This window comes from Bradyrhizobium sp. RDM12 (assembly GCF_051917485.1).
Taxonomy (GTDB): Bacteria; Pseudomonadota; Alphaproteobacteria; order Rhizobiales; family Xanthobacteraceae; genus Bradyrhizobium.
Window position 1 is genome coordinate 7,995,232 of record NZ_CM133064.1, and the last position, 13,264, is coordinate 8,008,495.

At 59.1% G+C, this 13,264-nt stretch carries 7 protein-coding genes; 1 reads left to right on the forward strand and 6 read right to left on the reverse strand.

Annotation, left to right across the window (positions count from 1 at the left end):
• Positions 1-398: 398 nt before the first annotated feature.
• From ACTGJ9_RS38735 to ACTGJ9_RS38750, 4 genes are read right to left on the reverse strand one after another with little or no spacing between them, the layout of a single operon-like run.
• Positions 399-1,625 carry a Wadjet anti-phage system protein JetD domain-containing protein gene (locus ACTGJ9_RS38735; RefSeq protein WP_456675290.1) on the reverse strand — a complete coding sequence of 409 codons (1,227 nt, stop codon included), beginning with the start codon at positions 1,623-1,625 and terminating at the stop codon, positions 399-401.
• Entirely contained in the window at positions 1,612-5,133 is a 3,522-nt protein-coding gene (locus tag ACTGJ9_RS38740) for an SbcC/MukB-like Walker B domain-containing protein (RefSeq protein ID WP_456675291.1), read from the reverse strand. Before ACTGJ9_RS38740 ends, ACTGJ9_RS38735 begins: the two co-directional genes overlap by 14 nt.
• The gene (locus ACTGJ9_RS38745) at positions 5,130-5,804 is read right to left on the reverse strand and encodes a DUF4194 domain-containing protein (protein WP_456675292.1); all 675 of its coding nucleotides are present in this window, start codon (positions 5,802-5,804) and stop codon (positions 5,130-5,132) included. The genes ACTGJ9_RS38740 and ACTGJ9_RS38745 overlap by 4 nt, the downstream gene beginning before the upstream one ends.
• A complete protein-coding gene (locus ACTGJ9_RS38750) occupies positions 5,801-7,189 on the reverse strand; it encodes a Wadjet anti-phage system protein JetA family protein (RefSeq protein ID WP_456675293.1) in 1,389 nt (462 codons plus the stop codon). The genes ACTGJ9_RS38745 and ACTGJ9_RS38750 overlap by 4 nt, the downstream gene beginning before the upstream one ends.
• Before the next feature lie 56 nt (positions 7,190-7,245).
• On the opposite strand from ACTGJ9_RS38750, the gene ACTGJ9_RS38755 reads away from it, so the two are divergent.
• The gene (locus tag ACTGJ9_RS38755) at positions 7,246-7,926 is read left to right on the forward strand and encodes a DNA-binding protein (protein ID WP_456675294.1); all 681 of its coding nucleotides are present in this window, start codon (positions 7,246-7,248) and stop codon (positions 7,924-7,926) included.
• A 327-nt stretch (positions 7,927-8,253) separates the two neighbouring features.
• Here the strand turns inward: ACTGJ9_RS38755 and ACTGJ9_RS38760 are convergent, their stop codons facing one another.
• Positions 8,254-12,408, reverse strand: coding sequence for an AAA domain-containing protein (locus tag ACTGJ9_RS38760; RefSeq protein WP_456675295.1), 4,155 nt, complete (start codon positions 12,406-12,408; stop codon positions 8,254-8,256).
• Positions 12,333-13,256, reverse strand: coding sequence for a hypothetical protein (locus ACTGJ9_RS38765; protein ID WP_456675296.1), 924 nt, complete (start codon positions 13,254-13,256; stop codon positions 12,333-12,335). The genes ACTGJ9_RS38760 and ACTGJ9_RS38765 overlap by 76 nt, the downstream gene beginning before the upstream one ends.
• Positions 13,257-13,264: the final 8 nt, after the last annotated feature.

A 13,264-nucleotide genomic window follows, 5' to 3' on the forward strand; every position in this document is an offset into this window, starting at 1 on the left:
CCTCCGGCGAGCAACACGTAAATGAGCGCGAGGATTGAAGCCGAAAGGCCGAGACGCTCCGGGCTCGGTTCACGAAAGCGGGTCCGGTTCGCCGGACGCGCCGCTCTGGAGCCGTTGACCGAAACGATGGCAACTACGTCCGGGATTCATTCGCGGCGAGTTCATCGATGGCCGTATCGATGATCTTCCCGGCAAGGTCCTTAATGAGAACCTCGTTTCGCGGAAGATACGACAACCCCGGCGGCACCGTTGCCGCTCTTCGAATACACCTGGTACTACGCCGCTCATCGCCCCCCGCTAGCGATAATTCCTAGCAACCCGACGGGTTAGCGCTCACATTTAGTGCAAGCGAGCCACAGGTTGCCACCCCGGAGCTGATTGCGACGGTCATATTGCGGTCATGACGACATAGGCCGGTTCGGCGCAAAAACTGGTACCGTCGGATCGAGTTCTTCCTGTTCCAGCATGCTCGCCGATCTGCTCCGAAGCCAGCAGGCCAATTGTCCGATTTCACCTGAGCGCATAGCAAGTCTATCGAGACCTTTTTGCGATCGCAGCGGCGACCCGAAGGCCAATGCGAGTTTTGGCTCCATTTGATGCAGTCGAACATCGGTTCCGAACGCATCTTCGAGATGCGCGGTGATCCTCAAGCCGCCGGCATCGATATCGCCCCAATGGTACACCGGCGTTGTTGGCGCCAAGAGAAGAGCCTGCCGAACGAGATGGACCATGCTCGAGAGCACATCGCGCGCGGGAAACCCGTCGGTCAGAAGGGCAAGATAGTTTCCGTTTATCTCCGTGCTGTAACGCCAAAAGCTGGTCGGATTTTCGATCGTAATGACGTAGTCGACGGCGTGAGCCAACGCGGCCTGCTTAACGGCCGGCCAAGGCAAGCCGATAAATGCGTTCCCGGTACCGTTGATAATCAGGGAATCGCAGGAGAGCCGGAGCGGCCCCCTGACCTGCAGGAGGTGAGCCCGACGCACGATACCGCTCGCCTCCAAAACTTCCCGCGGCTCCTCGCCGATCAGATTCGGATCATGACGTCTGAGCAGCTGGGCGACGCGTCCTTCCATCCGTTCCAGGGCCTTGCTGTCCTTTACGGCTCGGCGTGAAAAGGTTCGATGGTCGATATCGCGGCCCGACAGATTTATGACGCCATAGGTGAGACGGAGAATGGTAATGAACGTGTCGATCTCGCCCACCGAGAGCCCGAGAAAGCTCTTGTTACCTCTCCAGGCAGTGATCGCCTCTTGTTCGATGTCCCGAAAGAAGGCATCGGCCAGGATCTCCGGGATGGCGGTCAGTATCGCTTGGTGCGCGGTCTCGGCGGTCGCTCTTGCGGGCGCTCTGACCATGAAGCTATAAAGCTTGTCAGGATCGACAAGACGCACCCGCGCGAACTCACCGGTGAAGCGACCAAGGCGATCCTGCTCGAGCGCGACACCACCAGCTCGTTCCGCATCCCGCAGCACACGATGAAACTCGTCCTGCGCGGCGGGACCGCCGACCAGGGTGTAGTCGATCGTCTGCGTGATGTCGCGCGTGCGAGCCAGCGGCACCTCAAAGCGGTCGAGCACCCGATTCAGCAGTGTCTCGGCGGTGTATTGGTTATTCCGCGGCATGCCTCCGCTCCTCGCGGACACGCTCTTCGAAGAAGCTTCGCGGCTGATGCATCGGATTCTCTTTGCGCAAGAGAATGTGCGCCTCTTGATGGAAATGTTGTGGGATCGCCTGGATCGCGCGGCCGACCCGGATGATCGAAATCAACGTATCGAACGTCTCCTGATAGAGAGCCTGATGCGTTTTTGGCGCAGCCATAATGAGCTGCAGGCCGAGCTGATGGTAGAACCGGATGACCTTGTAGATATTGTCCGGATCGAGCTTCTCGAACGCCTCGTCCATCAGCATAAGGGCCGATTGGGACGGCGCATCGCGACTGCCACCGAGGTGATTGAAGTACGCTGATGCGGCCGCAACGCCAAGGCAGATGTAGAACGGAACAAACTTCTGCCCTCCACTGGCCTTGCCGCGACGTTGCTCAAGATCCGAGATCCGGCGGTAGCCTTGCTCCGGGTCGCAGATATCGATGCTGAAACGAAAGTAGCTCCGGTAGTCCGCGAGCTCACGAATGCGACGGCGATTTTGGGCATCGTCACCATTTTCAATCGTCAGCATGTCGATCAACTCTTTGATTTTCACCTGGTCCGGATCGTTTGGATCCGGATTGCTCTGCATCAACGCGGTGGCCTTTGGCGCCACGATGTCAAGCCGATCGATCAGGTAGCGGATGGTCTCCTTGTCCTGATCACGCTCCTGGCGGATCTGATAGACTTCTCCCATGAAGACGCTGCCGCGCAACGCCCGGTTCAGATCATCCTTGATGCGGTCGACCGCGTCGATGTTGCCGCTAAGGCGGCTTAGGAAATCGTGCACCATCGTTTCCACGAGGGCGGCGACGGCCTTGTCAATCTGTTCCTTGAAGTTGCGCAAGATCGTCTGCGTGAGCTCTCGGTGTCGCAGATCAATCCAGTCGTAGACTGTAGTCGTCTGTTCAGTAGCGACAAACTGGGTCCATTCGAATCCCGGATGCTGGTCCGGATCTGCCTGTACATAGTCCTGGATCGCGGCGTTCAGTCTCGCGACTCGCTGGGCCGGCGCCCTGTCCCTGAGAAGACCCTCAAAATGATTGCGGATATGCGCGGGATGTCCGCGTGTGGCGCGTTCTTGCGTGTAGGCCGTCCGCGCGCGCCGGACGAACGCCTCGAGGCCGATGGCGGGATCGTGTCTCTTCCGGCGCCGGTCGAATGGCGGGAGCACTTCGCAGGCCCGGTCAGCGGCCTTCTTGCGTTCCTCAGCATTCGCGTTCATAGCGCCCTTTCGCTGCCCGATAGCGTCGATGAGCTTCTCCTCCTTAGCCTCCTCTTCCTCCCGCTCCTTCTTGTACTGGGCCAGCATTTTCTCGGTGTCGCGCTTTTCCTCTATAACCCCTTGCGGTAACTCTGCCTCGAGGTCGCGAATGAGGGCCGCCTGGCGCTCGCTTTCCCGATCCGCGGATTCGATTTTCTCGAGCAGCTGCGTTGCCGTACCCCGATTGGTCACGAGGGTAGCGTCTGCGCGCTTGACGGCCTCAAGAACGGCGAATGACCGGCGCTCATTGTCCCGCGCTGTTTGCAACTTCGTCTCCAGCTCACGCTGCTGTTCACTGAGCTGGGCGATCTGCTGCTCGCGGACCGATTGTCCCAGCCGGGGGATTTGCTTGAGCTGCCGATACTCGATGCCGCGGCCATGAGCGTATTTGCCGTCGGCCGATGCCGCCAGATCGCCCTTACGGATATCATTGGCTGAGCGCGCCCGAATGATCCGACCGAGCCGGACATTGAGAAACGCGCGGGCATATGAATTATCGGTGACGACCGCCTCGGCCAGCGTGCCGGGCCGGACACTGTGATCCTGGGGCAACACATTCTCCGACTGGATCAGCTTGGCCCTGGTCGCTTTATAGTGGCTGTCGAAATGCCGGTAGGCCTGGTCCATGAAGCGCGGCTCGATGATGAGGGCATCGGCCCAGTCGCCGAGGATTGATTCGATGATTGCGCGCCATTCGGCAAAGGCGGGCGCAATATCGGCGACCTCTGAAAGGCTTTGCGCCGGCACACGCATCTTCGCCATGTCGGCCAGGAAGTCCTGGGTGTCGTTGGACATGTAGGTACCACCCGATCGCAGCTTCTTCAGAACGCGATCCCCTTCGTCGAACTCCTTGGCGAGGCTTGCCTTGTCGGAAGCGGCGTTCTGATAGCGCTCGTCGAGCCGAACCCGCGCGTCGGACAGGCGCGGCACGGCCGTCACGAGGGCCGCGATTTGCTTGGGGGATTTGGGCCAGGTGACATCGTAATCGCCGAGCAGGCCCGGCGTCAGGCGCAAGGCAAAATCGGCGATACCGGCAAAATCAGCTGGAAATGCGGGGCTCGTTGCGGCTTCGCGCAAGGCGCTGAGGGCATCGAAAATCGGCTTCGCCTCGACGGTCCCTGCCCTGCGGATCGCATCCTGACTGTTCTTCTCAGCCTGCGCCTTCTCGATCTGCTTATACGCTGGCGTTCCGTCGATCTGGTCTTTGATAGCGTCCAGCCGGCGCCGGATCTGCTCGATCGCCTCGCCCAGCGTCTGCTGATAAGATTTTGTGCTGTCGAGCTGCTCCTGCATCTCGTCGATCTCTTGACGCTGTTTGGCGATGAAGGCGCCGTATCGATCGTACTCCGCGCGCTGAGCCGCGTAGTTCCACATCCGCGTGTTGAACTGATCTTCCATGACCCGCTCGCATGTCGACCGGATCGTCTCGACTGTCTTGATCTCCGTTTCGACGCGCTCGATGGTCTTTTGCATGTCGCGCCAGGTATTGTAGCGCGCCTGAAAGGTCTCGATCTCGATCGGGAGGTCGTCGAGCAGGAAGCGCTTGACGAAGTCGGTGACGCTCGTGATTTGTCCGATGTCAAACGACAGCGCCTGGCGCAACGCGGCGCGCGCACGATCGGGATCGAGCTGCGTGCCGCGGGCGTTGCCGTTGATGATCGCGTACAGTTCCCGCAAGAAGGCCTGGTTTTTCTGCCGCTGGAAGGTCTGAACGTTGCGGCCCTTGCGGCGCTGCTCATCCAGAAAGGTTGGCCACGCCTTCTCCTCGAAGCCCTTGGGTTTCGGATGCACGAAGTCGGCGAAGCCAAGGATCTCGCCCTCGACAATGAAGAGGCCGAGGACGTTCTCTTCACTGAGAGAGGCTTTCGCCTCGAGACAGACTCCCGCCGTACAGCGACGTGATCCGTCGACGGCCTCGAAACCGAGAGCGATGTACGTCAAGCAGGCATCGCGCTCATAGCCTGCTCCGTCGTCGAGGAGACCGAGACAGGCTTCGCGCACCGTTCGGGTACTGCGCCCTCCTTCGGAAACGCGGCTGTTGAGGTCGAGGTAACGCCGGTTCATGCCCGTCATGACGATCTGGATAGCGTCGAGCAGAACCGATTTGCCGGAGCCGTTCCCACCGAGAAAGACGGCATTGCCGCCCCCGGAGATAGGAAAATCCTGGGCGTATAGATAGAAGTTGACGGCGGCGATATTGCGCAGCACGAAAGCCGAAATCATGATGGCGAGTTCTCCGGCATAACCTCAGAGTCGTCATCTGCGGCATCATTTTCGCCATTCACGGTTGCAGCGGCGCGCACCGGTTGACCCGCCCAAACCTCGATACGGGCAAGGAACGAACCATCGACCACCTCGGTGATGGTTGGACGAATGAGTATGTCGGCTGACACCTGCAGCGAATGATTTTGGTCGAAGGTGACCAAGCCCTTGCGCTTGAATGTTGTCAGAATCGCTCGCAATTCCCCAGGCTTGAGGGTGCGGGATCCCATGGAGGAGAAGACCGTCTGGATCTCCTCTTCCTCGACGAGGATCTGCGCGCTCGAGTCGACGAAATAGCCCTTCTCGGCACCTTCGTTGTAGAGCATACGAAGGCAGAGAAGGACGATGGTTTCCTGGGTCGGCACCCGCGCATTGCTATAGGCAACGGGGCTGACAAATCCTGCATAGCCCCAGGTATCGTTGAAGACAAACCTGAAGCCGAAGCTCGCGAACAAATCTTTGAAGTAATCGAGGTTGCTCGCGATGCGGTCGAAATGAGCAGCTCCGCCGAAATCGCTGCGGGCGACGAACTGCCGATGCAAGAGGCGGTTTGCGGTCTCGGTCAGCTGCTCGGCGCTGAAATTAGGATCCTGGGCGGCTTGCCGTGTTGCCCAACGCGAGAAGTAGGTCATGCTTTGCCCTGTCTGCGGCGCACCAGCACGCCGGGTCCAGAAATAAACCGGTTGACAGTCCGAGACGCGCTCGTTCGCACTTCGAATTCGGGGTTCGAAGCGAGCGCGCCGGCCCGAGCCTCATAAAGGATCGCGATATCGCGCGCGGATTCGGGCTCGAACTGGTCGAGATCGTAGAAGCCGCCGTCATCCGGCACCAGCATCCGCATGCGTTCGGCGACCGCACGCGGAGTAACGTCCATGGCAGCGACATAAGCATCGATCATCTGCTCGCGCTTGACATCGGCCGGATCAACCATCTTTGGCTCACGCGTCTGCGGTTCGACCGGCTCGCGCGCTTTCTTCGCTAGAGCCAGGGTCGCTGTCGAATACGGGACCGGGATTTCAACGAGCGGCGTGACACATTCGGTATTGCCGGCACTCCAATGGGTGAACGCGAGGCGGATCGCATCCCGCAGCCGCTCCTCGCGGACGTTTCGAGCCGTCTCCTGGTATCGCACGGTCGTCGCAATCCGCCGCTCGAGCCGATGTGAAAAGCGGTCGATGACGTCGAGCTTTTCCCCGAGACCAGCAAACACAGCGCGGATGCGCATGAGATCCTGGATGATCTGGGACTCGGCCGTAGCAATGTCGGCGACCAATCCCTGATCCGCAAGCGCAACGGCGGCACGCGCCACCTGGCCCTCGTCGTTGATGAAACGGTCGGTATTCGTCTGGATGCTGCGCTGGAAGCGCATCGGGTTGTACGCAGACGCCTTGAGCGCGCGATAGTTCTCCAGCAGTATCTTCTCGACAAAACGCTCCATGAATCTGGCCAACAGGTCGGCAAGGCCTTCGGACCGCATCAGGTCTTCTTCGATCCGGTGGAGTGATGTCAGAACACCGTCGATCGAACGCCGCAGCTGTACCGCTTGGCGGCGCGCGCTCGCAATGTTCATGACCTTGCCGACGGGGTCCTGGTAGGCCGCGATGATGCCGCTGTCGATCAGGCTCGCCTCGGCCGAGATATCGACCTTCAGCTCCTCCTTGAGCGTGATCAGCGAGGAAAGCAGAGCGTGGGCCTCGCGGGGCATGTAGACCTCGGCGGCTTTTCGGTTTGCCACTTCCATGATCCAGCCATCGTCACGCAATCGCCCATAGATGACGTGATCGGCGGTTTCCGGAGTTGGACTTGTCTCGTCGTCATCGGAGACACTCCGGAAATCGGGATTCTCAAGCACCTGCCGAATGACCTGCAGGACTTCGGATTTCTTTGGTGCGAAAGCAAAATCATCGAAGAACTGATCAAAGATGGCTTCCAGGACCGCGACATTGCGAACGTGCGCCGGCGATGACAGCAGGCGAAACAAGGTGTGGGGAATGACATCAAGAAAGCTCATTCTCATCTTTCATCGGAACGGAACCGAATGTAAAATAAGTTAGCACAAATCAAACAAATCCCATGTCGCGCCCGCAGAAATATACCGATTCCGAAATCTTGGCTGCTGCGCAAGCATTGATTGCAGAGGGCGAAGAAATCAATCCTATGCGGGTCCGGGTCCGATTGGGAGGAGGAAACGTCAATCGGATCAAGGTTATCATTGCCGGCATGCCTCGACGGCGCCCCCCGAGCCCAGCCCTCGCGACCCACCTGCCCAGTGCATTGAAACGAGAGCTGCAGCACCTGTCGACCGAAACCTCCCAGGAAATCTTATCTGTTCTCGCCAAATATTGGGTAGCCACACCCAGGACATCAACCAGTACGATTGGGGAAGAGAATGTAAGGCTTCGGAACGGCATTGAGGATCTGGAGAACGACGCGCTGGCCGTGTCGGAGAGAATCGCCCTGGCCGAGAGCCTGCGGAAGGAGAAGGACGCCGCTGTGAAGCAACTGACGATCGAGAGGGACGATCTTGTCCGGAACCTTGGCGCCCTCCAATCGGCGCTGCGCAACGCGGAGGCCGATGTTCGCGCTGCACAACGCACGATCGACGGCTTCGAGCGCAATCGACGTGAGGACCGAGAGCAGATTCGAGACCTTCAGAAGCGGATAGAGCATATGATCCGCGAGATCGTGCAGCTGAAGGCGAAAGCGGCCGGCGCCCCGCAACAGAAACGACCGCGTGGGGCTGGATCCGCTTGATCCTGCGCCAACTGAGCCATCCGCCGGTGCCGCCTCACTCATCCGGGCCTGCAGCGCATCTGCTCGCGTTCCGGGCAACAGCCGAGTAGGTGGATCATGCGTCAGCGCCGCTCGCCCGCCTTTGCCAATACGCTTGTATTCACTTGCCCGATACTCGCCGCGGCTGAGCGCAGACCAGAACGCAGTGTACTCCGGACTCGCCGCGTAGCAAGGATCGACAAACATCCGATAATGCTTGCCCTTGATCTCATCGAGAGAATGGCCGTCTCGACCGGCAATTCGCTGGGCCTCGTTTTAATGCGACAACACCGATGCGAGAAATGTCCGCTAAGCTGCTTGAGCCGACACGGTCTCCAGTGAAACAAACAGAACACCGCGTTCTTTTTCGCCTGCCTGATAGGTTAACTCATCTCCTGGCGAGCCCTGCGACAGCGCCTGTCCAAGTGGCGAGGACAACATCAGATAGCCATTGATCGGATCATCCGCGATGTCGCTTATTGTGAGAAATTCCGGCCGCGACGGTTCCACGTCGAGATGCCGGATGACGACGCGGTCGCCCGGAGCTAATCGGTACTCCGGTTCAGCGTCATTCGATGTGGGACCGAGTTCATCTCGCAAGGCTGCGACCGAGATTGTCCCGTCTACCTGCGTCGCTGCAAAATCGCCTGACGTTTCTGCAGCAGGCGAAATGACACGATGCTCGGAATAACTTCGATTGACCGGTTCGAGTCCGATCGGCCTAATCTGCATACGATCGAGCGTCTGAACTAGATCGTCCATAACGCCTTGCTGATCGATCTGGTAATTGGAACCGAAGCAGCGCCAAAAGCTCCAACCTACGCGCTCCAGGATGCGCTGCCGCCGCATGTCGTCCGCCCAACGCTCCGGGCCATGATACCTGTCGCCGTCGCATTCGACGGCAAGGCGCCTTCCCCCTTCTCCCTCGACCACCATATCGATGGAAAACCCCACAGATCCCACTTGCGGAATAACGCGGTATCCCCGTTCGATAAGTGCCATAAACACAGCCCGCTCGAATTCAGACTGGCAGAGATCAATGAGGTCCAAGCTAGGATTAACGACGTTCGGCATCGGCTCGCGGAAGTGTCCGATCACCTTTGATTTCAGGTCTTTTGGATTTAGCTCTTCCTCTTTCACGGACCGCACGAGCACCATCCGATCCCTTGCCCGCGATAACGCCACATTGAACCGCTGTTGGTACTGAATGGATGTCTGCGACTGTTTGCGCGAGCGATCGGCAATCATCGAAATGAAGACGATGTCGCGCTCGTCTCCCTGGAGGGATGCGCTGTCGCCGCACACGACACGATGGCGCATCATGGCTGCTTCGCCGATGCGCTCCATCAGAAGCTTCTGAACATGCAGCGCCTGATCGGCGCCGACGAGGGATATCACCCCGATTGACCGCGCAGGAGCTTCAACACCCGACGCTTGCTCGACAATCGCGGCAATTTCCTCGACAATGACCTCTGCCTCGCGCGGGTTGACCTTGGACTTTCCTCGGCGCTGCCCATCCTCAACGTAGATATCGACCAAGGGCGGGTCCAACCGCTCGCTCGGCTTTGGAATACGAAGCGGCACCAAGTCTTGATTATAAAACTGCATCGAAAAACGGATGATGGGCTCCACGCATCGAAAATGCTCCTTGAGCATGACGAATTTCGCCGGGAACATAACACGCGCAAGATCGTAAATCGAAGCACCGGGCTCTACTTCCGCGCGGAATGGAAATTCGCTAAGGAAGTTCTGTCGCAGACGCGCGATGTTCGCGATCGACAGGAAAGCTGAGCTGGGACTGATCTGGCGGTCGTCACCGACAACGAGCACCTTTTTGCCACGTAAGAGCGCTGGCAATTCGCGCGCATCGGACTGCGACGCTTCATCCAGGATCACGAGATCAAAACTGGCAAGCGTGGCAGGCAACTGCTCGGAGACGCGCCATGTAGGCATAATCCAGCAGGGTACCGCCTCGTAGCAATTTTCCATCGCCAGACGTGCGTTCTGACGATGCAGTGCGGCCCTCTGCCCGGTCCCGGCACCCAAACGCCGGATGATATTGGCGAAACCTTGAAGGGCGGATTTGGCGGATCCCTTCATTGTGGCGGCAAGATTGAAGAAGGTTCTTTCCTTCACGAGCGTGGCGAACCCGTCGCGAAGAGCCTTTTCTATTTCCAACCGCTCCTGGTGCAACTGGGCCAGATGACTGCTAGCCCCGATCTTTTCGAGGTAGGTCAGCCGTGCCGCCCACTCCCACGCTTCCCGCCAGTCGCAGGAGGCCGCTGGATCTGTCGCTTCGCTGGCAGGCTCACTTGTTAGGCGTTCAGCCCATGCTGGCACTCCCGCTTTCGAAAGCTCGCCACAGGTGTAAGTTATGCGATCGAAGAAAGGCGCCAACGCGCGAACATGTCCCAACTTGGAGAGGATACCTTGCCATACGCGGGTCAGTCGCTCGATATCCGCGTTTGGCTTTCCAACCAGTTCGGTCAAGATTTGCCGTGCGAAGCCCGCAAGATCGGTATTGCTGCCGTCGAACTGTGCGACGGCTTCTGCCACGTTTTTTGCGACAGCCGCCAGCCTTACCGACGATACGTGACGTGATAATGCTTGAGAGAAGGCAGCAGTCGCGGCGGGATGGCGCAAAATCGCGCTGGCCTCGTCGCGATTTCCGAGGGCCGCCGATAATTGCTCCGACATTTCGGCTATTTGGCCGGGTACGTCAGTCAGGCAGGCATGGAGCGTGTCGGACAGTGTATCGAGCAGGAATAACGACTCTACTGCAAAGGAGAGATCGTTTGGCGCTGATAGCTCTACTTTGAGCGTCTCCCAACGCACCGAGAGGCTCGTCACCGCACCGCAGAACTCGATGAATTGTTGGACGTGCTGCCAATCGTCTGGCACGCTAGGCCGCAGACCCGCAACTCTCATCGCTTCAAAAACGGGTTGATGGCTCTTGGTACCGAAGGCCATCATTCCAAACGGGTTCTTACCGGCGCTGAGGGTTGCCAGAATTTGAAAGAGCTGCTTCGCAGGTGGCAATTCCTTTGGAAGCTGGACTGGCTTTGCAATAAACGGCACGCGCTGCGCGACCAGGTCGTGTGCGTCGGCTAAAAACGCGCGGGCGAGAGGCTCCAGTCGGCCGGCCATTGCCGTTTGACCGAGGATCGCCTCGGTCAACGCCCAGGCCCAGGACTGGTCCAGCAGGGCAGATATACTGGACGCGAGATGCCGCAGCCTCTCGCTCAGTACAGCGGCTTTGTCGAGGCCAAGCGTTGCAATTACGCGCCGGGTTAGCGGTTCGGAAGCGGTGCTTTCAGCCGTCAGGTCTTGTGCGGCAATCAAATCGAGATGCCAGGCGCGGACGGTCTCGGGATCCGGCATGTTGGCTGGGCTGGGAAATTGTTCTCCGAGATACTTAAGGTCGCCTTTGACCGTCCTGCGCGCCGTGAAAAGCGCGTCGATCTCGGCGGAGGTCATGCCCGTATCAGAAAACGGCCGCAGGGGCCGATCCGAGAACCACGCGTAACGCGCCTTGTCCTCAATCACCCTTTTGGCAGCCTCGAAAGGTAGTTCGGTAGAGCCAGGTATCGGCGAGAGATGTTGCGTCGCAATCTTTGCAAGTCGTACATCAATTTCGGCAAGGTGATTTCTGTCCGCAACAATCTTGGACTCAAGGTCTCGAATAATCTTCACCTGCCGAGATCGGTTCATGTCGATCGTGTTGACCACCCCCAGCATAAGGCCGATTGCCTTCTCGACTTGCTTCATCCCTTCCCGTTCGGAAGTTGTCACGCTGATCGCAAGGTCGCGTACACCTTCGGGCAATTGGTCCTGAATGACCCGCAGCGCCGTCTCCCCGTGCGAAACGACAAGGACACGCCGCCCCGTCGCCAGCATGTGGCTAATGATGTTCGCGATGGTATGGGTTTTTCCGGTGCCTGGCGGTCCCTGAACGACGAGCCCGTCCGACTTTTCCAGGCGGCGGATGATTTCGACCTGCTCGTCGTTGAACGGCTTTGGAAAGAATAGGTCGCCGTGATCCGGGTCAACCGGCCCCTCGTCGGCCTCCAGTTGAACCTCTCCGGCTGCGCCCAAGCGGTCTCCCAACGGCTTGAACGTGTCGTCAATACCGTCGGTCGGACCCAGGACCAGCGTTCGGGTCGCACCTTCAATCTTAATCGGCTTGTCGTCCTCCGAAGACACTTCCTTTTTAAGTCGTTCGATATCACGCAGTACCGAGTTGTTCGAGCGGCGGCGCGCGTACAGCACGTATCGGTCGCTGACCGTCAGATATTCTCCCTCGGCCTCTGGAACCGGCTCAGATGCAGGAAGCGAGTGGTGATCGGGAAGAAACCGGCCTTCGGGGTCAAGCTGGCCGCCGCATATTTTTAGAATGGGCTCAAACGTTTCAGCGCGAAACGGAGAGATACCTTCGTTATCCGGCCCTCCAAGGAGCGAAGACATCGCCGCGCCGCATCTTCCGCCAGCACAAATCGCGCGCCGGCGAGTTTTTCGAATGGTCGAAGCTCAACGCGCGTCACGCCGCTGCGCGGGCGAACGGTGATGTCGGCGTTGCCGGTCTCCGCGATCTCAATTTCGACGCCACATTCAATCATTGGAAGGTCGATGAGCTCGGCAAGGTGTTTCCACCGCGCAAGGCCAATCCCCCACACAAGCTCGATCGATTCGTTGCCACCAGACTGGAGCAATCGCTGTGCGATCTCGAACAGGCGCTGATAAACGGCGATGGATCGCCTTCGCGGCTTCTCCAGCTCGGACCAATGCGACCAGGGGCCGGCACAGTACTGTTCAAGAGCGTCGCGAAGCGCGGGCCGATCTTCCAGGCGCAACATAACATCGTAGAATTTCTGGTTGGGAGTGTCAGATTTCTCCGCTTTCAGTGATTGGACGCAATCTTGGGGGCGCGCTTCGCCCGCCGCTACGAGCCGCTGCTGTTCCGCCTCGGGCACACGGATATGAAGTGCATCCCGTATAACTGGAACGCGAAGCGGGTCGTTAGAGATGTCGATCCACTCCTTGCCGTCGCCGTCCAACGCCGGCGGCGTCGTGCGCTGCAGGCGTTGAACCCGCAACCAGATCGGGCCGTCAGCGTCACTGGAATCGCACTGGATTGCAGGAAGCCCTGCGAGTTCGTGCTGGTGAACGGCGAACTGGGAGCCGTCGGCGAGTTTGTGCTGCGACAGTCGCGTTGCAACGCGCTCATCCAGCTTGACGAGCGCTTCGACGTAATCAAGCAGGCCCGTCAACCGTCGTGCCGCCAGTTCGTCTTCTACATTTACTTGGGCGGGCACGTGGAGCG

Bases quoted from the DNA above. Each gene is read 5' to 3' on its own strand.
- ACTGJ9_RS38735 (WP_456675290.1), bottom strand. From the start codon at position 1,625: ATGCCGCGGAATAACCAATACACCGCCGAGACACTGCTGAATCGGGTG.
- ACTGJ9_RS38760 (WP_456675295.1), bottom strand. From the start codon at position 12,408: ATGTCTTCGCTCCTTGGAGGGCCGGATAACGAAGGTATCTCTCCGTTT.
- ACTGJ9_RS38740 (WP_456675291.1), bottom strand. From the start codon at position 5,133: ATGATTTCGGCTTTCGTGCTGCGCAATATCGCCGCCGTCAACTTCTAT.
- ACTGJ9_RS38750 (WP_456675293.1), bottom strand. From the start codon at position 7,189: ATGAGAATGAGCTTTCTTGATGTCATTCCCCACACCTTGTTTCGCCTG.
- ACTGJ9_RS38755 (WP_456675294.1), top strand. From the start codon at position 7,246: ATGTCGCGCCCGCAGAAATATACCGATTCCGAAATCTTGGCTGCTGCG.
- ACTGJ9_RS38745 (WP_456675292.1), bottom strand. From the start codon at position 5,804: ATGACCTACTTCTCGCGTTGGGCAACACGGCAAGCCGCCCAGGATCCT.